Raw genomic sequence first — 25,612 nt, 5'->3', positions numbered from 1 at the left:
TCCGTTAAGACATGTGTAAAAAAACGAAAGCTTCATCTTCTGCCAGAGCGGCAGTTTCGTCGCGGAAAATAGGAGGTCGGTGCGGGATTCGCAAGTTATCTCGGGAATTCAGTGCTGTTTACGATATTCGCGCGGGGCTTTTTGCTTCTGCCTGATAAACGACCGGTTCATGCTGCGCGTATCGGTAAAGCCGCTGGCAACGGCCACTTCCAGAAGCGACAGTCCGGTTTCCGATAACAGTTCTCGCGCCTTCTTGACCCGCAACTCCTCGCGCACCTCAAATGCTGTTCGCCCTACTGCCATGCGGAAACCACGCTCCATCTGGCGTACAGAAATGCCGAGCTTGCGCGCCACATCGATCATCGGCACCGGCTCTTCCAGCGTTTCTTCGAAAATACGGATCGCCTTGCGGATCATCGGCGAGCGAACGCCATTGAAGCTGAGCGCTGGCTGCTCTGATCGCACCAGCTCATAGGGGATCATCAGGATGGACGCGCTTTTGCGCGCCAGTTCCTCCGAGATTTCATTCTGGATGATCGATAGAGACAAGGAGGCTGCGCCCAGCCCACCTGCGCAGGTATAGTGCCGACCGCTACGGTGAAAAAGGCTGGTCGTGTCAGCCGTATGGCCATCGAAAAGATCGACGAAATCGTCGCGGTGAAACCAACTGACACAGCAATTGCGATCATCCAGCAAGCCGCCCTCGGCCAGAAGGAACGCCGCCGTGCAAAGGCCTACCACCGTTTTGCCCCGTTTGTCGGCTCGCTTGATCAGATCAATCAGCGCCTGCTGACGCGGGCGATATTGTGCAAGCAAACCGCCAACCACAGCCACATAGTCACATTCATCAAGTTCGCCGATGGGAGCGGTCGGCTCAATGACCATGCCGGAACTGGACGTGACCGGATCGCCTGACAATGTGCAGATTTTCCACCCACACCGGATCTGACGGCTCTTGTCACGGTCATCGGCTGCCAGTCGAAACGGATCAAGAAACAGACTGAGTGCCGTCAGTGTAAAGCCCGGTAGCGCAACGATGCCCACCAATAGACGCTGCTTTGGCAGATCTACTGTGTTTTCCCGTACCTCGTCCTTCCCATGCTTCACTCTTCCAGTCTCCTCCACTTCATCCCTAGTTTATAAAAGCGGGATCAGGAAGAGTGCAATCACCGGAAATGCTTGGAGAGCTTGAGTTGCTGCGCCTGATAGTTCGATCCGAGATCAACGCCGTAGAGCGCCTTCGGGCGATTCAACATATGCTCATAAACAAGACGGCCGACAATCTGGCCATGTTCGAGAATGAACGGGACTTCATGACTGCGCACTTCCAGAACCGCACGGCTTCCGGTGCCACCAGCGGAGCTGTGACCGAAACCGGGATCAAAGAAGCCCGCATAATGCACACGGAATTCGCCGACCAGCGGGTCGAAAGGCGTCATTTCAGCTGCGAAAAGCGGCGGCACATGCACGGCTTCACGCGAAACCAGAATATAGAACTCATCAGGATCGAGCACGAGCTCTCGTGACCCGCGATCATAGATAGGCTCCCAGAAATCCAGCACGTCATGCGCGGCGCGCTTATCGACATCGACAACAGCCGTATGGTGCTTACCGCGATAACCGATGAGCTTGTCTTCACCACCTGACAGATCGACCGAAAGTGCGATACCACCACCCGAAATATTCGGCATTTCAGAAGCGACCAGCGTTTCATTCTGATGAAGGGTCGCGAGTTCTGCTTCGCTCAGTTGCGCACGACCCTTGCGGAAACGGATTTGCGACAGGCGTGAACCGGTGCGGGCCACAATCGGGAAGGTACGCGGGCTGACTTCGAGATAAAGTGGACCTTTGTAACCAGCCGGAACCTTGTCGAACTCCTGCGCCCCGTCTGTGATGACGCGCGTGAAGATATCAAGACGACCGGTTGAACTCTTGGGATTGGCTGACGCTGACAGCTCTGGCGAAAGTGACAGGCTTTCGAGCAATGGCACAATGTAGACACAGCCGGTTTCAAGCACGGCACCAGCGGTCAGATCAATCTCGTGCAGCTTGAGGCGTTCAAGCTTGTCGATAACTGGTGTACCAGGGCCAGGCATGAAGGATGCACGCACACGATAGGCTTTCGCACCCAACCGCAGATCAAGGCTGGCAGGCTGAATCTGATCCACATCCAATGGACGCGCGGATTTGAGCAAACCGCTTTCAAACAGCGCAGCGATATCCGCATCTGCCAGAATTCCTGCATCCCTCTGCGTCATAACACTGAACTCCGTGACTTACTTAAATTTTGGTCTATGACCATTGACCGCTCCCGACACCAATGCCAACCCTGAAACCCCGCAGTTTGTGGGTTTTCCGCAGGAATCACAGCTATAAGAGCTTTGGCAGGCAGGGGTTTTCCTGAAAACTGATGTTCCAAGCATTGACGACCCCGGCCAAGAGGCATAAGGAAAAAGTGTTCCGTGGTGATTTGGCCGGCCGGCTTGCAGCCACGTTAAAGAATTCGCTAAATGAGGCCGCGGTTCGTTACCGGCCTTTTGCGTTTTCGCAAGGCCGGTTTTTTATTGGCCGCCGAGGCGCCTCCGTGCCCCGGCCGACCAGCTTTCGACAGGTTGGAAAAATGACGAATGAGACTACCCGCAAGTTCCGCCCGGCAACTCAACTCGTTCATGCAGGATCGCTGCGTTCGGGCTTTGCAGAGTTGTCTGAAGCCCTCTATCTGACGCAGGGCTTCCTCTACCCGACGGCAGAAGCCGCCGAAGCTCGCTTCACAGGCGAAGACCCGGGGTTCATCTATTCGCGTTATGCCAACCCAACCACCGACATGTTTGAAAAGCGCATGTGCGCACTTGAAGGTGCAGAAGATGCACGCGCCTTCACATCCGGCATGGCAGCGGTTGCTGCGTCCATTCTCTGTCAGGTACAGGCAGGCGAGCACGTCATCTGTGCACGCGCCGTCTTCGGATCGTCGCGCTATATTATTGAAACCCTGCTGCCACGCTATGGCGTGGAGTTTTCGATCATCGACGGTTCGAAGATTGAAAACTGGAAAGCTGCGGTTCGCCCGAATACCAAGGTGATGCTGCTCGAAAGCCCGTCGAACCCGACACTTGAGGTTATCGACATTGCGGCTGTAGCAGAAATTGCCAATGAGATCGGCGCAAAGCTCATCGTCGACAACGTGTTTGCAACGCCACTTTACCAAAAGCCGCTGGAACTCGGTGCGCATATCATCGTCTATTCCACAACCAAACACATCGACGGTCAGGGTCGCTGTCTTGGCGGTATCATCCTTTCCGATCAGGAATGGACCGAGGAAGTTCTGCAACCTTACTTCCGTCATACCGGTCCGGGTATGAGCCCATTCAACGCCTGGATCATGCTGAAAGGCCTTGAAACGCTTGGCGTTCGCGTGCGTCAGCAGACGCAGTCGGCTGCAGCCGTTGCCGATGCGCTTGCCGGTCAGGCAGGTGTGAAGCAGGTCATTTATCCCGGCCGCGCCGACCACCCGCAGGCCGACATCATCGCCAAGCAGATGACTGGCGGCTCGACGCTGATCGCGCTGGAACTCGAAGGCGGCAAGGAAGCGGCCTTCAAGTTTGAAAATGCGCTTCAGGTCTTCAGCATTTCCAACAATCTGGGTGATGCAAAGAGCATCATCACGCACCCCGCCACAACCACGCACCAGAGCCTCACCGATGAAGCCCGCGCAGAGCTTGGCATTTCTGACGGTATGCTGCGTATCTCGGTGGGCCTTGAGGATACGGACGATCTGGTTGAGGATGTTCTGGAAGCGCTAGAGCGCGTTTCGATCTGATTTGATCAGATCGGCGCTCTCTCTTCTTTTTTACCGCGCATCTTATCCGAAAACCGTTTCACACTTTTCGGGATGCGCTTAAAAGGCCGCTCGTTAATACGATTGTACTAATCCAGCGTCTTTTGATCGCAAAATGATGCATAAACAACGCAATTGCCGGAACATTTCGGCAATTGCGGCATAATTGTCCGCTTCAAATCGTTGACCTCTCGCGCAACTTTGGCGATAGCTTTGTGAAGTGTATTTGATGCGATTCAAAGGCGGGTGCGTATGTACAGAGCGGTAACGCGGGGTATCGAAGTAACGGCCGAGCCCTTTTATCTTGAAGATCAGTCTGAGCCTGAAGAAAATCGCTATGTCTGGGGTTACCGGATCACGATCGCCAATAATTCTTCCGATACCGTACAGTTGCGCTCGCGTTACTGGCAGATCACGGATGGAAATGGTCAGATAGAAGAAGTGCAGGGAGATGGCGTTATCGGCGATCAGCCAACGCTGAACCCCGGCGACTCCTATCAGTATTCTTCAGGCTGCCCACTCACCACCACATCCGGTGTGATGGTGGGGCGCTATCAGATGCAGGCTTCTGATGGAAAAGCTTTTGAAGTCGATATTCCGGCCTTCTCGCTTGATATTCCCGAAACACGCCGCACACTGAACTGAAAAAAAGGCGCTTCAAAAGAAGCGCCTTTTTTTCATCACTTCGCAAACTGCTCGGGATCGAACTCATAGGTCGTGGAGCAGAATTCGCATGTCACCGAAATCTTGCCGTCCTTAACGCTGTCCTGAATTTCTTCAGCCGAGAAATTATTGAACACGCCTTCGATCTTATCTCGCGAGCATGAGCAATCATCCTCAACGCGGATCGCTTCATAGATGCGCACGCCACGCTCGTGGAACAGACGATAGAGCAAGCGCTCTGAACCGACCTGCGGATCAGTCAGTTCGGAGCTTTCGATCGTTCCGACCAGTGAACGCGCTTCATCCCAGCCATCGTCTTCAGGACCGAGAATAGCGGTGTTCTCGTCGCCATCGCCACCCGGAAGATCTGGCATACGCGAGCGTATTTCGGATTCTGGCAGAAACTGAATCATCAGACCGCCAGCGCGCCAACGCTCGACCAGTTTGCCGTCGCCACCCCGTTCGACAAGCTTCGCAACGCTCAGCTTCATGTCGGTTGCAATCTGTTCGGACTGACGGAAATAGGTACGTGCAATTTCTTCCAACGTCGATCCATCAAGCGCAACGATGCCCTGATAGCGTTGTGTATGCGCGCCCTGATCGACCGTGAAGGCAAGCGTGCCACGACCGAGCAGCTCTTCAGGACGAGTTTTGCCTGTGCTCACGGCTTCCCTGACGCGTTCGGCATCAAAGCGTGCATAGGCGCGCACGGAACGCGGCGTGCGGAAATCTACGACCAGCATATCGACAGGACCATCAGACTGGGTCTGGAAGATAAACTTGCCGTCGAATTTCAAAGACGTGCCAAGAAGAACAGTCAGAACCGTTGCTTCGGCCAGAAGGCGTGCGACATGTTCCGGATAGTCGTGGCGTTTCAGAATAGCGTCAATGCTGCCGCCCAATTGTACGGCGCGACCACGCACGTCGAGCCCCTCCACCTGGAAGGGCACAACGGCATCGTCGCCGGCGAAGTCGAGGTCTTCCAGAGCGATCTGGATGTCTTCGACTTCGATTTGCTCATTGCTGATCTTGTCAGACAAATTATGCTCCCAATCAGCTGTTTTGCAGGCACCATGCCAGAATGGCCTTCTGGGCGTGGAGCCTGTTTTCAGCTTCATCGAATACGACCGATTGTGGGCCGTCGATCACTTCGTCGGTCACTTCCTCACCACGATGCGCGGGCAGGCAGTGCATGAAAAGCGCCTTAGGGTCAGCATTAGCCATCAGACGTGCATTGACCTGATAGGGCATGAAAACATTATGGCCACGGGCATGATCTTCCTGCCCCATCGAAACCCATGTGTCGGTGACGATGCAATCCGCACCGCTTACCGCCTTGTCCGGGTCCGCTGTGGACATGATGTTCGCGCCGTTTGCCTTTGCCCAATCGATATATTGCTGCTTCGGCTCGCTGCCTTCCGGCGTTGCGATATTGACGTTGAAATCAAAACGCGCCGCAGCTTCCACAAGCGAATGAAGAACGTTGTTACCGTCCCCCATCCAGGCAAAGGTCTTGCCTTTGATCGAGCCGCGATGTTCCTCATATGTAAGAACGTCAGCCATGATCTGACAAGGGTGTGTGTCATCGGTCAGTGCATTAATTACAGGAACGGTCGCATATTCGGCCAATTCCAGCATACGATCATGCGATGTTGTGCGGATCATGATCGCGTCCACATAGCGTGAAAGCACCTTTGCGGTGTCTGCAATGGTCTCGCTGCGGCCGAGCTGCATTTCCGAACCCGTGAGCATGATCGTCTCACCACCAAGCTGGCGCATGCCTACATCAAACGAGACGCGGGTACGTGTGGACGGCTTCTCGAAAATCATTGCCAGCACCTTGCCGGCAAAAGGCTTTTCGATTTCGCCAGCCTTCAGACGCGCCTTGCGCGCCTTGGCATCTTCCATAATGGCGCGGAGTTCACCGGCTGGTACGGTCGAAAGGTCGATGAAGTGCTTGATACCGCTATTGTTCGCCATAATCTCACGCCGTCTTGCTGGTCGGATTTGCGATTGCAAGCCGCTCTACGGCCATCTCAATACGCTTCAATGCTTCACGAGCCTCTTCAGGCGTCGTGACCAGTGGCGGAAGAAGTCGGATGACGTTGTCACCAGCGCCAACGCTCAGGAAATGCTCGTCGCGCAGAGCCTGAATAAGCGTCACGTTTGGCACAACGCATTTGATGCCCATCAGAAGGCCGCGGCCACGGACTTCAGACACGACACTGGGATAGCGATCAATAATCGATGCAAGACCCTGTTTCATGGTCAATGCAGTTTCCTGCACGTTTTCGAGGAAACCGTCAGCCAACACCACATCAAGCACGGCATTGCCCACAGCCATAGCCAGTGGGTTGCCGCCATAGGTGGTGCCATGCACGCCAGCGGTCATGCCCTTGGCTGCTTCAGCCGTTGCAAGACAGGCGCCCATAGGGAAGCCGCCGCCGATACCCTTGGCGACTGCCATAATGTCCGGCGTGATGCCCGACCATTCATGGGCAAACAGTTTGCCGGTACGGCCAACGCCAGTCTGCACTTCGTCAAGGATCAGAAGAAGGCCCTTGTCGTCGCAGATCTTGCGAATAAGACGCATGAATTCTTCCGGGAAGCCGCGCAGACCGCCTTCGCCCTGCACAGGCTCAAGCAGAATAGCAGCCGTTTCGTCGGTGATCGCGGCACGCAGCGCTGCTTCATCGCCAAATGGCACCTGATCGAAGCCGTCGACCTTCGGGCCGAAACCTTCGAGATACTTGGCCTGACCACCAGCAGCAATCGTTGCCAATGTGCGACCGTGGAATGCACCTTCAAAGGTGATGATGCGGAAGCGCTCAGGATTGCCGTTGACATAATGATAACGGCGCGCGGTCTTGATCGCGCATTCCAGAGCCTCGGCACCGGAATTGGTAAAGAACACTTTATCAGCGAAAGTCGCCTCAACCAGACGACGACCGAGCTTCTCCTGTCCCGGAACCTCGTAGAGATTGGACAGATGCCACAGCTTGTCAGCCTGATCTTTGAGTGTATTGACCAGATGCGGATGGGAATGGCCCAGCGAATTGACTGCAATGCCTGCAGCAAAATCAAGATAACGGTCGCCGCCTTCGGTAATCAGCCAGATGCCCTCACCTCGCTCGAAGCGCAGAGCCGCACGATTATAGGTGTCGTAGAGCGGTTGCACAGTCGTAACGTCGGTCATTGCAGTCAGGCCTCCATAAGCCTTGTAAATGCAGCGCCTCCGGCCAAGCCGGTCAGGCAGCGTTTCCCATTGTGTTGATGTCCCGCGCATGAACGCAATCGTTCGCAGGCGGGTCGGGGATCACATGTCTTTGCATGATCCTCCCGGCGGAAATAAAAAACCGCCCTCAGGGCGGCAATATTTAATCCCGCGCGTATATTGGCGTTCACAAAAAAAATGTCAATCAAAGCCCACCCGGATAATCATGCATCTTTATGCATGAGTTCATGCGGGAAGCTCACATTATTAAGAGCGGGATTAAGATGGCACCTATGCAGTTGGAGGGGTGGCATTTTGCAGATCGGGTCGATATATAGACACCAGATGTTCTCCCTGACGGGATGTCACCCTGAAAAGCTGCTGCAAAATACGCGCAACTGACTCAGAAAAACCGTCTTTTGCACCCAAGTTGGGGAAAACCATAAAAATGGAATCCGCCTGACAGGGCTATCCCTTGTCATGGAGTCGTTGATTAATGTAGTTTCTATTCAAAGCAAAAAACTACATTTCGTGCGACGGACCTAGTCACCCGGATAGATATAGTGTTTGTGCCTGGAGCAATCCGGGAGCACTGGCGGATTCCGGATAACGAAAACTGATTGGAGCCCAGGGCGATGAACTGGACAGATGAGCGCGTCGAACTGCTGAAGAAATTATGGAACGAGGGCTTGAGCGCAAGCCAGATCGCAGCACAGCTTGGCGGCGTGAGCCGCAATGCAGTGATCGGCAAAGTGCATCGTTTGAAGCTTTCGGGCCGTGGCAAAACCACCACGGCTGCTCCGCGCAGTAAAAAAGTCAATACTGTTGCGGCCACTCCACGTCCTGCTGCAACCCAGACGAATGGCGGCATCAGCCGCCCTCAGGCGACAACGACTATCCGCACTGCAACCGTTACACAAACCGTCGGTGCAACCGCACTTCAGATGGAATATGTGGCTGATGCAGTGACTGAGCGGGTCGTAAGACCAGCCTCGGACGTTGTTGTACCTATTTCCCGCAAGCTGACCTTGCTGCAGCTTAGCGAACGCACCTGCAAGTGGCCAATCGGCGATCCGCTCAATGAAGATTTCCACTTCTGCGGCAGTGAATCCGGTGAATCCAGCCCCTATTGCGGATATCATTCGAAACTGGCTTTCCAGCCAACGGCAGAACGTCGCCGGGCACGCTGAACGACGATAAGCCAAATCGCAAAAATCTAAGCCCCGGAGCGGAAACGCTGCCGGGGCTTTCGTTTGCAGCAGTCTTGTTCTTCGAGCGCATCCCAAAAAGTGTAAAAACAAATAACGAGCGCGCCGATCTGACCCACCCCGAAATCGTTCCGAGATGATCTCTTAGAGCACCGATCCGATGGAAACAGATCGGTGCTCTAAGTATTTGTTTCGTCGCATTATCCTGCGCAAAACCGCTTCGCACTTTTGCTGAAAATGCTCTGACTCAAGCCCGCTTGGGCAGGCGCACCAGAAAGGTTGAACCTTCGCCCAGCTGCGAACGCACAACCAGTCGCCCGCGATGGCGCGCCAGAATGTGCTTGACGATCGCAAGCCCCAACCCTGTTCCCTTTTGCGCACGGCTGGTTTCAACATCGATACGATAGAAGCGCTCTGTGAGACGTGGCAGATGTTCAGCGGCAATACCCGGACCAAAATCCTGTATGGAAGCCACAGCCTCGGATGCACCGCCATTGTTCTCTTCGTCCAATTTCAGAATAACGCGCTTACCGCCCTGCCCATATTTACAGGCATTCTCAACCAGATTCTGGAACACCTGAATCAGTTCATCGCGCGTCCCCGTCACGTTGACCGGATGATCCGGCAAATGGCGTTCAATCGTGACATCCAACCCCGCGGCCAGCGGGCTTAGCGTATCTGCCACATGATTGAGCACAGCCGTCATATCCACGCATTCATTCACAGCCAGATGGGCACGCATTTCAAGGCGTGACAACGACAGGAGATCATCTATCAGGCGCGACATGCGCTCAGCCTGTTTCTGCATGATGACGAGAAACCTGTCACGCGCTGCTGCATCGTTGCGCGCAGGTCCCTGCAGCGTTTCGATAAAGCCCAGCAGTGAGGCAAGCGGGGTGCGCAGTTCGTGACTGGCATTGGCAATGAAGTCCGAACGCATACGGTCAATGCGCCGTGTTTCGCTCTGATCGCGGAAAAGAAGAACAAACAGCTCTGGCTTGCCGTCAGCATCACGCAGCGCCTTGACCATCGCCTTATACCAGCGATCAATCGGCACGCGCTCAAAATAGTCGATGCTGCGCGGTTCGCCGTCTGCAATCACCCCCTGGATGAGCGCATGCATTTCCGGCGCACGAAAACGCAGATAAAGGCCCGTGTCCTTTTCAAGAGATTGAAATGCATCAAGAGCGGCGGCATTGGTAAAAAGCACAGTTCCACGCTGATCGAAAACGATCATCGGATCGGTTAACAGCTCTGCCAGTCGTTCGCCCGAAACATCAGCCATTTCATTGGTTGAATGCACGCCCTGCGGCTTATCTTCGATGGCATCTTCGCGCGTCGCACTGGCAACCCAGATAGCACCTATGATGATCAGAACCATCAAAGCGATACGGAACCATAACGGCAATTCCAGCACCATGATGCAGACTACCAGTACTATGCTGGCAATGAGCACGCCTTTGACCCTGAGAAGCGGAGCGAAGAGGGGTTCCTCTGGCTCGGAACCGGGCGAAGGCTGGTTGCTGTTTTCACTCATTCTGACATCTCTCACTTATTGCACCGCGCAAGCAATCTACCCTGGAACGCGTTTCGATCTGATTGAATCAGATCGGCGCTCTAACTATTTGTTTTCACGCACGTCGTTAACGAAGAACCGCCCCCCCATTTTTCCGTGACATGCTTTAGCCAAGTCATTGTCCCAAAAGCGAGTAAGCGATCCTTTACGCGGCTTATAAACAGCCCATATCATGCATAATGCGATATGGGCACTTTTCGTAGCGTGCCTCTCTATAAACCAAAGGAGCTTGCCGTGGGTGACAGTTCAAAGACAGCTAACAAAAAGAAAACAGAAAAGGACAATTCGAAATCCACTGACAAGCCCTTGAAGATCAAAATCGATGGCGATACCCACAAGTTCGATATCAATGATCCGAAGCTTCCAGATTGGATAGATGACCGGGCTCTGCAGTCCGGCGGCTATCCCTATGCTGAAAAGATGAAAACGAAGGAATATGAGGAAACGCTGGAGCGTCTTCAGATCGAACTCGTCAAGATGCAGTACTGGTTGCAAAGCACAGGTGGGCGCGTAATTTCAGTGTTTGAAGGACGCGATGCCGCCGGCAAAGGCGGTACGATCTTCACAATCCGTCAATTCATGAACCCACGTACTGCACGCAACGTCGCGCTGCCCAAGCCAACTGAAACCGAACGTGGCCAATGGTATTTCCAGCGCTATGTGCAGCTTTTCCCAACGACCGGCGAATTCGTCACCTTCGACCGCTCCTGGTATAACCGTGCCGGTGTTGAGCGCGTCATGCAATTCTGCACGCCAGAGCAAATTGAGACATTCCTGACGGAAACCCCGGATTTCGAGCGAATGATTGTCACTGATGGCATTCACCTGTTTAAGTTCTGGCTCGATATTGGTCAGGAAATGCAGCTCAAACGCTTCCATGAACGCCGCCACAGCCCGCTCAAGAACTGGAAGTTCTCGCCCATGGATGTGGCAGGCATTTCACGCTGGGACGATTATTCCACTGCTTTGCATACAATGCTGGAACGCACTGATACAGGCTATGCGCCATGGACAATCATCCGCTCCAATGACAAGCGACGCGCCAGACTTGCTGCAATCCGGCGCGTTTTGCTGAGCTTGCCCTATGAAGGACGTGATCTGGAAGCCATTGGCCCCGAAGATCAATCCATTATCGGGCGTGGGGCCGAGTTCCTCGCATCTAAAACACCCACCCCTTCATCCTCCAACAAATAGAACACACTTGGCTGGTGCGGAGTTTTCTCCCAGAGATGCGGCTTTCGCACCAGCTGCCAAAGCGCACGCCAGGCTGAAATGGAGATCAGGACCCAATAGGCAGGAATAGCCAGAATATAAGCGTAACCACCCAGTTCCGTCGGTTCCATCGTTTTGGAACCAAGCACGTAAAAGCTCAGATAAGCCAGCATGATATTGACGAGATCAATGCGCAACAGCCACAGATTTTCCGAGCCAAGCGGTCCGACGAGCATCATAGCGACAAGTACAGCCACCGTCATAAGCATGAATGGATGCAAAAGCGCTGAACCGATAATACCGAGCGTATAAATCTGGTTGACCACGAACCGCCACCAGCCGAGCTCACGCCAGGTCATGTAGGGGTTTCGGCCATGCACAAGCCACGTCTGCATCCACCCCTTGATCCAGCGCGTCCGCTGTTTGTGCCAGACGGAATAATCCACCGGTGCATCCTCAACCGTGCCACGGGTGATAACATCAATGCCATAGCCAAAGCGGGCGAGCCGCATACCAAGATCGGCATCCTCCGTCACATTATACGCGTCCCATCCGCCAACCTGATCGAGACAGGAGCGGCGAAAATGATTGGAGGTGCCACCTAACGGAATGACAAGCCCTTGCGATGCAAGCCATGGCAGCAGGCCCCGGAACAGGGTCGCATATTCGAATGCGAACATACGCGTGAGCAAATTCTGCCGAAAATTTCCAATAATGAGCGGTGCCTGAACGCAAGCGAGTTGCTTGCCTCCCCGCTGAAATGCCTGCCATGCCTCAAGCAACTGGTCAGGATGCGGGCGGTCCTCCGCGTCAAAAACCGCAACTATTTCTCCGCGCGCAAACTGAAGCGCGTAGTTCAATGCCTTAGGCTTGGTGCGCGGCCCGCCCGAGGGCACGAGAACCAGTTCATAATTGGAAGGCAGCGGCCTTCCTCTGATCTCAGCAATCGTATCGAAATCGTCCTTCTCACACACAAGTTTGATATCCAGCTTGCTGCGCGGCCAGTTGAGCCGATCAAGCGAGGCCAGCAACTGCCCGACCACGGCCTGCTCGCGATAGAGAGGCACCAGAACTGAGTAGACTGGCAAGTCACGTCGTTTGAAAGGCATAATCTCGGGAAAACGCAAACGTCGGCTGCCAATGGCGGCAAAAAGACGAATAAGCACACAGCCGAAGAAGAACAATGTCAGACACACATGTAAAGCCAGAATGGTTTCTGTCGGCCAGTTCACGATACTGGCGATAAATGCATAAAGCCCCATCGCTATGATGAATGCCTGAGGTGTCTCAAGAACACGGGACGCAGAAAAAAGCTGCGGCGTCATCGCATGCGCTCGCGCAATGAGATCTTTCTGATGACGCTGCCGCAAAATTCTCTTGATGAATGAGGGCGTGCAAATCCTGATCCGATCCCGCAGGTCCGGCGACTGACAAATATGATCCCGCAATTTCGCGATGCGATTTTCAGTTGGTGCCAGATAAAGATAGGAAGTGCCGTCTCGGCCGAGCACCATCAACTGGCCAGGCTCAGTGAAAATGGCCGATGTCTCTTCGCCCGTGACAAAGACCCGGGACGATAGAACCTCTTCTGTAAATGTCAGTTCAAGATAATCGGCTATCGCTTCGAAAAGCAGTGCTTCTGAAACACCCTGTTGATGTGCAACTTCATCGCAGAAACTTGTCCCGTTTATGATAGCCGCTTCATATGCCTGCTTCAGGCAATCACGCGGCACGCCACGGCGCTCCAATCTGGCGGATATGGCAGTGCATATCCCCAGATCGAACGCAATCGATCCATTACTCATAGTACCCCCGCACTACTACTGGATTATTTTCAATTATTACTAATATTAAATTCAATTCATGATGTGGTTTATTTATAATGCTAATTTATGTATTTATTAAATAATCCCACATATAGATATTTATTTCATTCTATTTAAAATAGAAACAGAATTATTCACTTCAAATAGAAGTTATTTTATTTTTACGTCCTGTTGGGCCAACCCATTCAAAATCATTGCATATTTTCCCACACAGGCTCTATTAACGTGAAATTATAAGATATTGCTTAGACAAAGCACCGATGAAACGGCACCTTTTGAGCATAGCGGTTGCAGCTTGTTGGCTTTTGAACAGCCTTCCCGCCGGCGCACAATCCGCACCCAAGGCACCTGACTTCTTCAATCAGAAGGAAAGGCTAGCGTTGCCGTCTCTCCAGGGCCTCAGCAGGCTTCGCTTTGTAACGACGCTCGACTTTCCACCCTTTAATGCACTGAACGAGGCTGGGCAGCTTTCCGGCTATAATGTTGATCTCGCCAAAGCGCTTTGCAATCAGATGGGATTGAGTGACATCTGCCAGATTGAAGCTGTGCCTTGGAACGAGCTTGAAGCCAGGCTTGAAAGCGGAGATGCAGAGGCAATCATTGCAGGTTTCAGTGCCAATCCACAAAACCGCGAGAAATTTGTCTTCACCCGCGCTTATATGCGCCTTCCTGCCCGCTTCGCTACAATCAAAGCAAACCGTTTCTCTGAGCCCGCTTCTATCGCTGTACGCGGCAAGAATGTCGGCGTCATTGCAGGAACGGCACACGAGCAGCTCCTTAAAGCTTACTTCCCGCAAGCCCTCGCCAAACCTTATCCAGATCGCGCAGCACTACTGACCGCATTGCAAAAAAGCGAAGTGGATGCAGCATTCGATGACGGAATGGCTCTATCGTTCTGGCTGGAGAGTGATCAGGCCAATGATTGCTGCAGCTTTGTCGATGGGCCTTATCTTGCGCCGCAATACCTTGGCCCCGGTTTAAGTATAGCTGTAGCACCTAAAAATGCAGCGCTAGCGAGCGCTTTCAACAGCGCACTTCAATCACTGCAACAGCAGGGCAAACTCACAGAGCTGTATCTGCGCTATTTTCCGAACAGCTTTTATTAGAGCAGTCTCAACAGCTCGGGCTTAATTGGAACCGCTCTCCCCGACTCGCGCCGAATGCGCCGTTCAGCAGCTAACTTAAATTAAGCTGGTTGATCCGGAAATGCGCCATTGTCAAAGCCAAGCCTGTTCGAACACGAGCCAATTTCGTGCCATTTTGTCGCACCAAAGTGTGCACCACAAACTGAATTTTCAGTGATTTTTGAAATTTCCGATTATTCGATACTTACAGTATGTAAGTAAAATTATTTGAAATCAGAATATTGTGTGGGATTTATTGAAAATATTTGGTGCATTTACGCTCGCACCCTCGTAACTTTCGTGTCGCTTTTATCATATTTCGTCAATAAATCTAGCCGTTTATTTGAGCTTGAAGATTTCTTCTTTTAATCGATAATCAAAATCGAGGAGAAGGAGGAATTATACATGTACCAAGGCATTAGCACTCATTGGCACAAGACTCCTGCACAGACCCAACGGTCACCGAATGAAGCAACCTACGTGTTCTTCGGTATCTTTCTGGCGTGCCTGACAGTTCCGGCGGCAATCATTCTTTGGGCAATCGCTCAAAGCATAATGACGCATTTCTAGAAAAAGTCAGGCGATCTCGCTGTATATTGCCGAGACGTCAAGCAACGGTCGTTGATGTGAGTGTATGGAGAGCGTGACGAGAAGGCGCGAGCGGCGCTTGGGGAGGTTTGCTCATAAATATGACCCAACATGTGCAGGTGTCATTAAATCCATCGCATGTTGCCTGCAGTTCAACAAAAAGCCCGCCAATTGGCGGGCTTTTCTTTTTCGGTCTTGAGCGCCACACACAGCCTACTGCATAATTCCTTAAGCGTGACCAGCTTAGAGCGCATCCCGAAAAGTGTGAAACGGTTTTCGGAAAAGATACGCGTTAGAACAAACGGTTAGAGCGGCCTTTGTGCGCCCGATAGGGCGCACATTACTCTTATAGGCTGCGCGAGGACACCGGATCAGTGAGCCTGGCCATTTTCGTCGCCCGGAGCAGTCTGCACCGGAGCTGGGGTGGCAGCCACATCGTCGGGACGCTTCTTAGGCGGCTTGCGAGCGATCAGGCTGTAGAACATCGGGATGAAGAAGGTTGCGATAAAGGTCGCAGCCAACATACCACCGATAACGCCTGTACCGATCGAGTGACGGCTTGCCGAACCTGCACCCGAGCTGATTGCCAGCGGAACCACACCAAGGATGAACGCCAGCGACGTCATCACAATCGGGCGGAAACGCAGACGCGCAGCTTCAGCAGCAGCCTCGATAGCCGACTTGCCCTCTTCACGTTGCAATACCGCGAACTCCACGATCAGGATCGCGTTTTTCGCCGCAAGACCTATCAGCGTCACCATACCAATCTGGAAGTAAACGTCATTGGTAAGACCACGCAGATCGGTCGCAAGAAGCGCACCGAAGATAGCGAAGGGCACAGCTGTAATAACCGCCAGCGGAAGGCTCCAGCGCTCATACTGGGCGGCGAGGATCAGAAACACCATGATCAAACCGAAGATCATAGCCTGATTGCCACTGCCGCTCGTCGAGACTTCCTGATAGGCAGAGCCCGTCCAGGCAATCTGGTAACCCTGCGGAAGCACTTCAGCCGCAACTTCCTGCATCGCCTTGATAGAGTCACCTGACGTGTAACCCGGCGCTGGATTACCGGTGACCTTTGCAGCATTGAACGCATTGAATCGTTCGAGCTGATCAGGACCGACGACGCGCTTTACCGTCACCAATGCGCTGAGCGGGATCATGCTGCCAGAGTCGGCGCGCACAAACACATGCTTCAAATCGCTCGGATCACGGCGGAACTCAGCCTCCGACTGCAAGTTGACCTGATAGTTTCGGCCATAAAGCGTAAAGTCGTTGACATAAACGCTACCGAAGGTCGCCTGCATCGCGGTGAATACCGAGTTGATCGGCACACCCATCGCCTTGGCTTTTTCGCGGTCGAGCTGAATGTCATATTGCGGCACATTCGGATCGAATGTTGTACGTACGCCTGTCAGTTCCGGGCGCTTGGCTGCGGCGTCTGTCAAAAGCTTGGTCGCATTGGTCAGCGATTCAACACCACCACCCGTACGATCCTGTACGTAGAGTTCAAAACCGCCCGTCGTGCTCAGTCCCATGATCGGAGGTGGATTGAATGCCAGAACCAGACCGTCCTGAATGCCCGCATTCATACCCATGATAGCACCGGGCAGATTACGCGCATCGACATCAGGTGTCGTGCGTTCTTTCCAGTCCTTGAGCATGATGAACATCGTACCGGCACTGGTCTTCAGACCACCCGAGAGCAGATCGAAGCCGGAGACTTCAAACACGCTTTCGACAGCAGGATGCTTGCGAATATTGCTGCTGGCCTCATGAAGAACTGCCGTCGTGCGTTCCAGCGATGCCGCTGGCGGCAGGATGGCCACACTGAACAGGAAGCCCTGATCTTCATCCGGCAGAAGCGAGCTCGGCACTTTCTCAAAGAGATAATATGTAGCGCCCAACAGACCTGCGAAAATAAGCAAACCGATGGAAGCACGTTTCAGGAAGAAGCGCACACCACTGGTATAGCCGCGCGTCAAACGATCAAAGAAGCGATTGAAGATGCGGAACGGCAGCATAGGCTCATGATGGCCTGGCTTAAGGATCAGCGCGCACAATGCAGGTGTGAGCGTCAAAGCCACAATACCGGAAATCGTCACCGAAATCGCGATCGTAACAGCGAACTGCTTATACATTTCGCCGACCAGACCGCCCATGAAGGCGACCGGAATAAACACGGCGCAAAGCACGAGAACAATCGCGATAACAGGCCCCGTCACCTCGCTCATTGCCTTGATGGCAGCTTCACGCGGCGGCAGTTTTTCCGTCGTCATGATACGTTCGACGTTTTCCAGCACCACGATGGCGTCGTCCACGACGATACCGATGGCGAGAACCAGACCGAACAATGTCAGCAGGTTAATGGAGAAGCCAAGCACATACATGCCCGCAAATGTACCGATGATCGAGATTGGAACCGCGATAACCGGGATCAGTGTCGCACGCCAGTTCTGAAGGAAGATAAAGACCACCAGAACCACGAGGATAATCGCCTCGATGAAAGTATGGACCACTTCCTCGACGGAGACCTTAATGAACTTGGTCGTATCGAATGGAACCGAATAGTCGATGCCTTCAGGGAAGCTCGTCTTCAACTCCGCCATGCGGTTCTGAATGAGTTCCATCGTATTGAGCGCGTTGGCACCCGGCTGCAGATAGATCGCAATCGGAACTGCGGGTGTGCCATTGAGAGCACTGTCGACGAGATAGCTCTCCGTCCCCAGTTCTACGCGCGCGACATCCTTGAGCCGAAGCGTTGCAGCATTCTTGTCAGAACGCAGAATGATGTTCTCGAATGCTGACGCGTCAGGCAAACGGCCCTGCGTTGTCGCAGTATAGGTGAATGGTCCCGCCTGCGGGTCAGGCTGATCGCCAAAACGACCCGCTGCAAACTGCGCGTTCTGCTCCTGAATAGCTGTCTGAACGTCCGAAGGCGTCAGATTATATTGTGCAAGCTTATCAGGACGCAGCCAGACACGCATCGAATAATCGATATTGCCGAGAAGCTGAACGTCACCCACGCCCGTAAGACGCTTGAGATCGTCAATGACGTTCAGAAGCGCATAGTTACCGACATAAGTACGGTCGTAACGATCGGTGGTGGAGAACATCGCCACCATGCCGAGAATCGTGCTCGAACGCTTGTCGACGGTAACGCCGAGACGCTGCACTTCCTGCGGCAGGGATGAAGTCGCACGCTGCACACGGTTGTTAACATTGATGGTCGCCTGATCCGGATCGGTACCCAGAGCAAAGGTCACGGTCAGCTGCATGGTGCCGCTGCCAAGGCTCGAGGACTGCATATAGAGCATGTTCTCGACGCCATTGATCTGCTGCTCAAGCGGCGCCGCAACGGTCTGCGTCACCGTTTCCGCGCTTGCGCCCGGATAGGTCGCACTGACGACCACCTGTGGCGGCGTCAGCTCAGGATATTGTGCGATAGGCAGGATCCGCATCGAGATGAGGCCTGCCAGCACAATGACGATAGAAATAACCGCCGCGAAAACCGGACGGTCGACGAAGAATCTATTCATTTCTTGTCTGCCGCCTGTTCTTTACCAGCCTCTGCTCCTGCATCGCCTGCAGCCTTCTCAGCCGAAGCGTCAACCGGCTTAACCGTCTTGCCTGGAGCAGCTTTAATCACGCCTTCGGTGATGATGCGGTCGCCAGCCTGCAAGCCGTCGCTTACGAGCCATGCGTCCGTCAGTTCACGCGAAATCGTAACGGGGCGAACTTCCGCAACGTTATCCTTGTTCACAACATAGACGAACTGCCCCTGCGGGCTCTGCATCAATGCTGCTTTTGGAACCAGAATTGCATTGTCGATGGTAACGCCAAGAATAGCTGCACGCACAAACTGACCAGGGATCAGACGCTGATCAGGATTTTCCACGACAGCGCGCGCGCCCAGCGTACCAGTTTCGGTATCGAGCGATGAAGACGTGAAGTCGATAGTGCCTTCATGATCATAAGCCTGTCCGTCACCAAACAGAATCTTGATGCGCAGACGATCGGCGTCCTGACCCGTCGCGCCCCTCGCCTCGCGCAGCTTGCGGATTTCCGCAGCTTCCGTGTCGGTGAAGGAGAAATTGATGTAGACCGGATTGATCTGGGTGATCGAGGTCAACAGACTCGATGTCGAATCTGTACCGATAAGGCTGCCTTCAGAAACCTGTTCAAGGCTGGTGATGCCGCTGATCGGCGCAGTGACTTTGGTATAGCTCAGATTGAGTTCTGCCGTCCGCAACTGTGCTTTGGTGGCTGCAACAGCGGCCTTGTTAAGATCGCGGGTTGCAAAAGCAGTATCGCGGGCAGCCGCACTTTGCACCTTTTGCTGAACGAGCTGTTCGGCACGTTCTGCATCGCGGATCGACTGTTGATACTGAGCTTCAGCCTGAGCGACCTGTGCCTGCGCACGAGCCAGTTCCGCCTCATACGGCGCCGGATCGATCTCAAAAAGCACGTCGCCAGCTTTGACTACAGTGCCTTCTACGAAATTGCGGTGCAGAAGAATGCCGCCGACACGAGCGCGCACCTGAACATCACGATATGCACTCACCCGAGCTGCATATTCGTAAGGGACGGAAACGTTCTGCGCCTTGATTTCTGTAACAGTGACTGGAGGGGGCGGTGGCGTAGCGCCTCCCGGAGCCTGCGCGAATGCAGACTGTCCTGCAATGATGAAAAATGCGGCTCCCGCCGCAAAAAGCCGAATAGAACGGTTCATGGTCATAATGGGAGTTGCCCTTGATGTCGCACGGTGCGGCCGAATAAACATACACGAATGTTTGTAAATACGAATTACCGTGTTATAGTCAATCACCTAATGTTACATATCACGAATGAGTTATCCCAATTTTAAAGTAAAAACCTGAAGAGGTTTTGGAAACTTTTCACTTTGGAATATCGAAAGAACCCGAATGCGCAGGACCAAAGCCGAGGCCGCGGAAACACGCGACGCCATTCTCACGGCCGCCGAGCATGTCTTTCTGGAACGCGGCGTAACTCAGTCTACATTAATGGAAATCGCAAGCCATGCCGGTGTGACACGGGGTGCGATCTATTTTCATTTTCACGACAAACTCGACGTTTTTCAAGCGCTCATCAGCCGTACTCGTTTTCCACACGAAGAGATTATGCTACAGGCGGCGGCCTGTGACCACCCCAATCCTCTCTATGTCCTTGAACAATCGATCCTAACGGCGATGGAACTCTTCATTACCAATGAACGTCAGCAGAATGTTTTCACGATCATTCACCAGCGCTGCGAGTATGTTGGTGAGAACGCCCCGGTCGTTGAACATCTGAATGAAGCACGCACCAATGTGCTGTCTCTTTTCATAGGGCTGCTTGAAGTCGCAGAACGTCGCGGAGAACTTTCCAGAGAATGGACATCTTATACAGCAGCACAAATTCTGCTTGCTGTTCTGGGCGGGCTCCTCAATGAGTGGCTCAGAAGCGAGCGTAGCTTCGATCTTGTCGGTTCAGGCAACAAGGCTATCAAAACAATGATACAGTCTATGCGCAGCGAACAATTCGCCGTTAGCTGATGTCCGCCTGATATCGTAACGGGACCGCCTTATCACCGATAGAGAGTGTTTGCCGCGTGCGGATGCACCCAACCCACAAAGTTGGGAAAGACGATCAACAGCATTTTAATTTACGCTTACGTCAATGTAACTCTTGCGATTACGACGAAAGTCGCCCACATTAATTTCTGAGGAGCACGCCTGTCAGTCTTTCTGAATCAGGCAGCATTGGGAGAAGGGTGGCGGCTTGCTACTCAAACAAAGGACGGAGCAATCCGGGGAGAAAGCATGGCGAAAAAGGCAACCGAAACTGAGAATACGTCGAGCAAGGCAACAGCCACTGTGCCTGCACCAGATAAGATTTGGCTGAAATCCTATCCGAAAGCCGTGCCACATGAGATCGATCTGAGCAAAGCCACATCTATTGGCGACATGATCTCCGCCGCATGCCGACAGTTCGCTGACAGGCCAGCCTTTACCTGTATGGGCAAGGACTTGTCCTACAAGGATTTGGACGAAAACTCTCGCGCACTCGCCGCATGGCTTCAATCACGTGGACTGGTCAAGGGTGATCGCGTTGCAGTGATGATGCCCAATATCCTGCAGTATCCGATTGCGATTACAGCAATCCTGCGGGCGGGCCTCGTCGTCGTGAACGTCAATCCGCTTTACACACCCCGCGAGCTTCAGCATCAATTAAATGACTCAGGCGCCAAAGCGCTGATAGTTCTCGAAAACTTTGCCTCGACCGTCCAGAAGTCACTCGCTTCCATTCACGTGCCGAACATTATCGTTGCCTCTATGGGTGACATGCATGGATTGAAAGGCCACATCATTAATCTTGTGGTGCGCAAGGTGAAAAAACTGGTGCCAGCCTGGAGCATTCCCGATCATGTGCGTTTTAAGGATGCGCTGGCACAGGGGCGCGGCAAGTCCTTTAATCCGGTCCCAGTCAATAATTCCGATCTCGCCTTCCTGCAATATACCGGTGGTACAACAGGTGTGTCCAAGGGCGCAATGCTGAGCCACAACAATATTCTCGCCAATGTCGAACAGATGCATACCTGGATGGACGTCGCATTCCAGAATAAAGGCAAGCCGAAGGAGCTCAACTTCGTCTGCGCCCTGCCGCTCTATCACATCTTCGCTCTCACCGTGAATGCGATGATCGGCATCAAGCTGGGCGCGCGCAATATTCTCATTCCGAACCCGCGCGATATTCCGGCCTTCGTAAAAGAATTGCAGAAGTATCCGTTCCATATCTTTCCTGGCCTCAACACCCTGTTCAACGCTTTGATGAACAATGACGACTTCAAGGCGCTCAACTTCAAGCCACTTATTCTCACGCTCGGTGGTGGCATGGCCGTGCAACGCCCCGTCGCTGAACGCTGGCAGCAAATGACAGGCTGTCACATCACTGAAGGCTATGGCCTTTCCGAAACATCGCCCGTTGCCTCTGCCAATGCGCTCGATGCGACAGAATTCAGCGGCACTATTGGCCTGCCAATGCCATCAACGGATATCGTCATTCGCGATGATGACGGCAAGGATCAGCCGCTCTGCGAGGTCGGCGAAATCTGTGTGCGTGGTCCGCAGGTTATGCTCGGCTACTGGAACCGGCCTGATGAAACCGAACGTGCCATCATGGCCGACGGCTTCTTCCGCACCGGCGATATGGGCTTCATGGATGAAAACGGCTTCACCAAGATTGTGGACCGCAAGAAGGACATGATCCTTGTTTCCGGCTTCAACGTCTATCCAAATGAGATCGAAGAAGTGGCTGCAGAGCATCCCGGTATCGTGGAATCGGCTGCTGTGGGCATTCCCAACGAGCATTCAGGCGAAGTGGTGAAGCTCTACGTGGTGCGTCGCGATCCGAACCTCACAGAAGAAGATGTGAAGTCCTTCTGCGCTCAGCGTCTCACCAACTACAAGCGTCCGCGCGAAGTGGAGTTCCGCGATGCATTGCCGAAAACCAATGTCGGCAAGATTTTGCGTCGTGAACTGAGGGACTAAACAGTCTCAGGATTATAGATGATCGCAAGCTGCGGCTCTGTTGAGCCGCAGCCGGTGGAGCTTTGTGTCGAAGGAAATGGAACGATGATTGAAGAAATCACCTTCGAGGCCAGTGATGGCTTTCCGCTTTCGGGCAAGCTGTTTCATGGCAGTGGCAACAAGCCATTGGTGCTGATTTCATCAGCAACAGCCGTACCGCAGGGCTTTTATGCAGCCTTCGCCAAGCACCTGATTGCCGAAGGTGCACGCGCGGTTCTTACCTATGATTATCGTGGTGTCGCAGCTTCGCGGCGTGCCCGCAAGGCAGTGCCCGAGATCCGTTTCAGGGATTGGGCCACGCAGGATTTCCCCGCAGCACTCCATCGCCTGCAAGCTGTTGCGCCGGGACATGAAATGGTCGGCATAGGCCAATCCTTCGGCGGACAGGCACTCGGCGTGTCTGGAAGCTCCGACGCCTTTTCGCGCTATGGCATGGTGGCTACCATGTCGGGTGCAATGCATCTTCTGGATGATAAATGGGCCTGGCCGCGCATGAACATTGTCGGCGTGCCGGTCTCCTATCTCACGCCCAGTATGCCTCGCTGGATGAATGGCGAGCCAATTCCCGGCTCGGTATTCCGGGATTGGGCGCGGTGGTGCCGGATGAAGAACTACTTTTTTGATGATCCGCAGCTTGGTGCTGCTGACCTTATTGCCAAGGTCAAAACACCCATTTTGTCTGTGGGACTTGAAGATGATCCGTGGGGAACGCGGCGCGCAGTCAGCCACTTTCTGAGCTACCACACGAGCGCGCCGATTGAGCAGCTCTGGTATTCATCAGCAGACACCGAAGGCCAGCCAATCGGCCATCTTGGCTTTTTCCGCTCGCGCTTTGCACAAAGTCTGTGGCCGGAAATGACGGAATGGCTGCTGGATGGCGTTTCACCATCCAGTCAGGATCATTTGAGCAAGTCAGGCAAGCCTGCGATGGAGTCGAGCACCACATCGGCGTGAGGCTCAAGCGCCTCGCGTGGACTGTTGCCCGACAAAACACCAACGCCAAGACCGGCCTTCGCAGCCTGTGCCGTTTCAAGATCGTGCAGATTGTCGCCGACCATCGCGATGGCGCTTGGTTCAAGGCCGACTTTTTCTGCGAAATAGAGCAGTGGGTCCGGATACGGCTTGGGACGTGCGGCTGTATCATACCCAATCACCACATCAAAGTAGTGGTCAATGCCTAAGGCCTTTGCGGTCGCATGAGCACCCGCTTCGGAATCATTGGTGGCAATGCCAAGGATAAAACCCATCGCGCGAAGGGTTTCCAATGTTTCCCGCAAGCCTTCGATCGCCACAGCAGAACGCGCACCTTCGGCAACCGTATAGGCGTCGAACTCACTGATCTTGGCTTTGAAACCGGCCTCGTCAATATCCGGGTGCCAGAGCTGCACAATGTCTTCGACTGTTCCGGCAGCGATTACGGAATTGGCGCGAAAGCGCTTTTCCTGCCAGTCATAGCCGCCCGCATCCAGCAAGGAACGCGCGCGATGCTCATCACCATTGGCGGTGCGCTGTGCAAGATTCCATGACACGGCAAACCACGTGCGGTCGAAATCGATCAATGTACCATCCTTGTCGAAAAGGATGGCACGGATCGCTTTCAGCTTTTCGGAAGCGGGCAGCGCACTCATGCTTCTAAGGCGCCGGAACGCTTCTTGACTGCCGATGGTTTTGCAGCAAGCAGTTTTAAAAGATCATCGCCACGGCGGACATAGCGCAACGTGCGGCGAGTCAGAATTCGGCCTGCCTGTGGCGCGGTCAGCGTAATGTCGTCTTCCGGCTCACCCGGTTTCGTGACGACCGTTACGAGCTTTGCACCCGCTTCCACCACATCGCCGGGAGCAACATGATAAAGCACCATGCCACCTTCCGGTGCGCGCAGCATTTCCACATTTTCAAGCGGCGTTATCAGACCCTTGTAATCGAGATCGAGCTTCACGCTTTTGTCGACAATCACGCCACGATGGACGAGAAACTTGTAGAGACCTTCAGCATCACCTTTGCCCATATCGGCATAGACATCGCTGAGGCCACGGAATTCGACCGTGGTAACGGCGCGGCGTTTCATATTGCGCTTGTCAGCAGGCATTTGCAGAACCGGATGCGCGCAGGCTTCCTCGAAGGCAGCGTCTGCTGTCGTGTCCCATGCGAGGATCGCGGTCGAGCCAAGCGCCACGGCCAGATCCTTCATGTCTTCCACAAATTCCTTGGCGATATAGACGTAGTTTTCGCTTTCATCATCGCAGTGAAGATCAAGCACAATGTCATTGGCAAGAGCCATCTTCAAAAGCGTAGCCTTGAGACGCTGTACAAGCGCGACAGGCGCATCCGGGCCGGGCAGTTCACTGGTATCGAAATCAGGCAGCAACGGGAAAGCGCGATTGAAATTGACCGCCGAGAAAAACTCGAAGCGACCCAGATGCTGATGTGCCTGCCACTGGTTCGAACCAATCGGATTTGCCTGTGGGATAACCGTGATATTGCCAAGAATGCGGCCTTCTTCAGATGCCTTTTTCAGCATCGGAACGAGAAAATGCAGAGCAGCCTGCCCCGGCAATTCACCGCCATGCAACGAGGATTGCAGATAAGCGGTCGGCGCATCACTGTCTTTGCCTGCAAAACGCAACACACGCAGTTCAATGGCGTTACCCGGTACATCGCCGGCAAACTCGATAATCTCGGTCTTCATTTTAGTTCCCATTTTCATTCAGCACTTCATACCTAGACGGAAAAAAAGCCGGGTGTGAAACCCGGCTTTATCCTTATCCACCTGTTTGTAG

Annotated in this window: 19 protein-coding genes and 1 riboswitch; of the genes, 8 read left to right on the top strand and 11 right to left on the bottom strand. The window is 53.6% G+C overall.

Translation table 11 applies throughout. The features are described from left to right. Positions 1 to 108: 108 nt before the first annotated feature. Both ACSME1_RS08880 and ACSME1_RS08875 read right to left on the bottom strand, forming a co-directional pair. Positions 109 to 1,125, bottom strand: coding sequence for a GlxA family transcriptional regulator (locus ACSME1_RS08880; protein ID WP_024897808.1), 1,017 nt, complete (start codon positions 1,123 to 1,125; stop codon positions 109 to 111). 41 nt (positions 1,126 to 1,166) lie between these two features. Next, positions 1,167 to 2,258, bottom strand: a complete 1,092-nt coding sequence (locus ACSME1_RS08875; protein WP_024897809.1) for a 2'-deoxycytidine 5'-triphosphate deaminase — start codon at positions 2,256 to 2,258, stop codon at positions 1,167 to 1,169. Positions 2,259 to 2,452: 194 nt separating this feature from the next. Then, a riboswitch (SAM riboswitch) is annotated at positions 2,453 to 2,532 on the top strand. An 88-nt stretch (positions 2,533 to 2,620) separates the two neighbouring features. Here ACSME1_RS08875 and ACSME1_RS08870 point away from each other — a divergent pair. Then, complete coding sequence (locus tag ACSME1_RS08870; protein WP_105705379.1) at positions 2,621 to 3,817, top strand: O-succinylhomoserine sulfhydrylase; 1,197 nt, start codon at positions 2,621 to 2,623, stop codon at positions 3,815 to 3,817. 270 nt (positions 3,818 to 4,087) lie between these two features. Then, positions 4,088 to 4,480: a Co2+/Mg2+ efflux protein ApaG gene (apaG, locus tag ACSME1_RS08865; protein ID WP_024897811.1), complete on the top strand. Its 393-nt coding sequence runs from the start codon at positions 4,088 to 4,090 to the stop codon at positions 4,478 to 4,480. 35 nt (positions 4,481 to 4,515) lie between these two features. Here the strand turns inward: apaG and ACSME1_RS08860 are convergent, their stop codons facing one another. From ACSME1_RS08860 to ACSME1_RS08850, 3 genes are read right to left on the bottom strand one after another with little or no spacing between them, the layout of a single operon-like run. After that, on the bottom strand, positions 4,516 to 5,538 hold the full coding sequence (locus ACSME1_RS08860) for an Hsp33 family molecular chaperone (RefSeq protein ID WP_100559736.1): 1,023 nt from the start codon (positions 5,536 to 5,538) through the stop codon (positions 4,516 to 4,518). Between the two features lie 13 nt (positions 5,539 to 5,551). Beyond that, on the bottom strand, positions 5,552 to 6,478 hold the full coding sequence (gene argF, locus ACSME1_RS08855; RefSeq protein ID WP_105705381.1) for an ornithine carbamoyltransferase: 927 nt from the start codon (positions 6,476 to 6,478) through the stop codon (positions 5,552 to 5,554). Positions 6,479 to 6,482: 4 nt separating this feature from the next. Further along, positions 6,483 to 7,694 (bottom strand): aspartate aminotransferase family protein, encoded by a 1,212-nt coding sequence (locus ACSME1_RS08850; RefSeq protein WP_024897813.1) that lies wholly within the window; start codon positions 7,692 to 7,694, stop codon positions 6,483 to 6,485. Between the two features lie 653 nt (positions 7,695 to 8,347). On the opposite strand from ACSME1_RS08850, the gene ACSME1_RS08845 reads away from it, so the two are divergent. Next, complete coding sequence (locus ACSME1_RS08845; RefSeq protein ID WP_024897814.1) at positions 8,348 to 8,902, top strand: GcrA family cell cycle regulator; 555 nt, start codon at positions 8,348 to 8,350, stop codon at positions 8,900 to 8,902. 265 nt (positions 8,903 to 9,167) lie between these two features. On the opposite strand, the gene ACSME1_RS08840 is transcribed toward ACSME1_RS08845, so the two are convergent. Continuing rightward, positions 9,168 to 10,457 (bottom strand): ATP-binding protein, encoded by a 1,290-nt coding sequence (locus tag ACSME1_RS08840; protein ID WP_024897815.1) that lies wholly within the window; start codon positions 10,455 to 10,457, stop codon positions 9,168 to 9,170. A gap of 273 nt (positions 10,458 to 10,730) precedes the next feature. Between ACSME1_RS08840 and ppk2 the strand changes: the two genes are divergently transcribed. After that, positions 10,731 to 11,690: a polyphosphate kinase 2 gene (gene ppk2, locus ACSME1_RS08835; protein ID WP_024897816.1), complete on the top strand. Its 960-nt coding sequence runs from the start codon at positions 10,731 to 10,733 to the stop codon at positions 11,688 to 11,690. Here ppk2 and ACSME1_RS08830 read toward each other — a convergent pair. Further along, the gene (locus ACSME1_RS08830; protein ID WP_105705383.1) at positions 11,618 to 13,513 is read right to left on the bottom strand and encodes a glycosyltransferase family 2 protein; all 1,896 of its coding nucleotides are present in this window, start codon (positions 13,511 to 13,513) and stop codon (positions 11,618 to 11,620) included. The two genes, ppk2 and ACSME1_RS08830, sit on opposite strands and share 73 nt — an antisense overlap. 281 nt (positions 13,514 to 13,794) lie before the next feature. On the opposite strand from ACSME1_RS08830, the gene ACSME1_RS08825 reads away from it, so the two are divergent. Beyond that, on the top strand, positions 13,795 to 14,640 hold the full coding sequence (locus ACSME1_RS08825; RefSeq protein WP_024897818.1) for a transporter substrate-binding domain-containing protein: 846 nt from the start codon (positions 13,795 to 13,797) through the stop codon (positions 14,638 to 14,640). 977 nt (positions 14,641 to 15,617) lie between these two features. Here the strand turns inward: ACSME1_RS08825 and ACSME1_RS08820 are convergent. Together ACSME1_RS08820 and ACSME1_RS08815 are read right to left on the bottom strand one after the other, a co-directional pair. Beyond that, positions 15,618 to 18,785: an efflux RND transporter permease subunit gene (locus tag ACSME1_RS08820; protein ID WP_024897819.1), complete on the bottom strand. Its 3,168-nt coding sequence runs from the start codon at positions 18,783 to 18,785 to the stop codon at positions 15,618 to 15,620. After that, positions 18,782 to 19,984, bottom strand: coding sequence for an efflux RND transporter periplasmic adaptor subunit (locus ACSME1_RS08815; RefSeq protein ID WP_024897820.1), 1,203 nt, complete (start codon positions 19,982 to 19,984; stop codon positions 18,782 to 18,784). Before ACSME1_RS08815 ends, ACSME1_RS08820 begins: the two co-directional genes overlap by 4 nt. 187 nt (positions 19,985 to 20,171) lie before the next feature. Between ACSME1_RS08815 and ACSME1_RS08810 the strand changes: the two genes are divergently transcribed. From ACSME1_RS08810 to ACSME1_RS08800, 3 genes are all read left to right on the top strand, one after another. After that, on the top strand, positions 20,172 to 20,801 hold the full coding sequence (locus tag ACSME1_RS08810) for a TetR family transcriptional regulator (protein WP_105705385.1): 630 nt from the start codon (positions 20,172 to 20,174) through the stop codon (positions 20,799 to 20,801). 267 nt (positions 20,802 to 21,068) lie between these two features. Continuing rightward, complete coding sequence (locus ACSME1_RS08805; protein WP_024897822.1) at positions 21,069 to 22,796, top strand: long-chain fatty acid--CoA ligase; 1,728 nt, start codon at positions 21,069 to 21,071, stop codon at positions 22,794 to 22,796. A gap of 84 nt (positions 22,797 to 22,880) precedes the next feature. Continuing rightward, positions 22,881 to 23,789, top strand: coding sequence for an alpha/beta hydrolase family protein (locus tag ACSME1_RS08800; protein WP_024897823.1), 909 nt, complete (start codon positions 22,881 to 22,883; stop codon positions 23,787 to 23,789). Here the strand turns inward: ACSME1_RS08800 and ACSME1_RS08795 are convergent. Together ACSME1_RS08795 and ACSME1_RS08790 are read right to left on the bottom strand one after the other, a co-directional pair. Next, complete coding sequence (locus ACSME1_RS08795) at positions 23,735 to 24,463, bottom strand: HAD family hydrolase (RefSeq protein ID WP_024897824.1); 729 nt, start codon at positions 24,461 to 24,463, stop codon at positions 23,735 to 23,737. The genes ACSME1_RS08800 and ACSME1_RS08795 overlap by 55 nt on opposite strands. Beyond that, positions 24,460 to 25,521, bottom strand: a complete 1,062-nt coding sequence (locus ACSME1_RS08790) for a succinylglutamate desuccinylase/aspartoacylase domain-containing protein (protein ID WP_024897825.1) — start codon at positions 25,519 to 25,521, stop codon at positions 24,460 to 24,462. Before ACSME1_RS08790 ends, ACSME1_RS08795 begins: the two co-directional genes overlap by 4 nt. Positions 25,522 to 25,612 lie beyond the last annotated feature (91 nt).

This window comes from Brucella pituitosa, from assembly GCF_965577835.1.
GTDB lineage: Bacteria > Pseudomonadota > Alphaproteobacteria > Rhizobiales > Rhizobiaceae > Brucella > Brucella pituitosa.
This window is presented reverse-complemented; position numbering and strand designations above follow the sequence as displayed.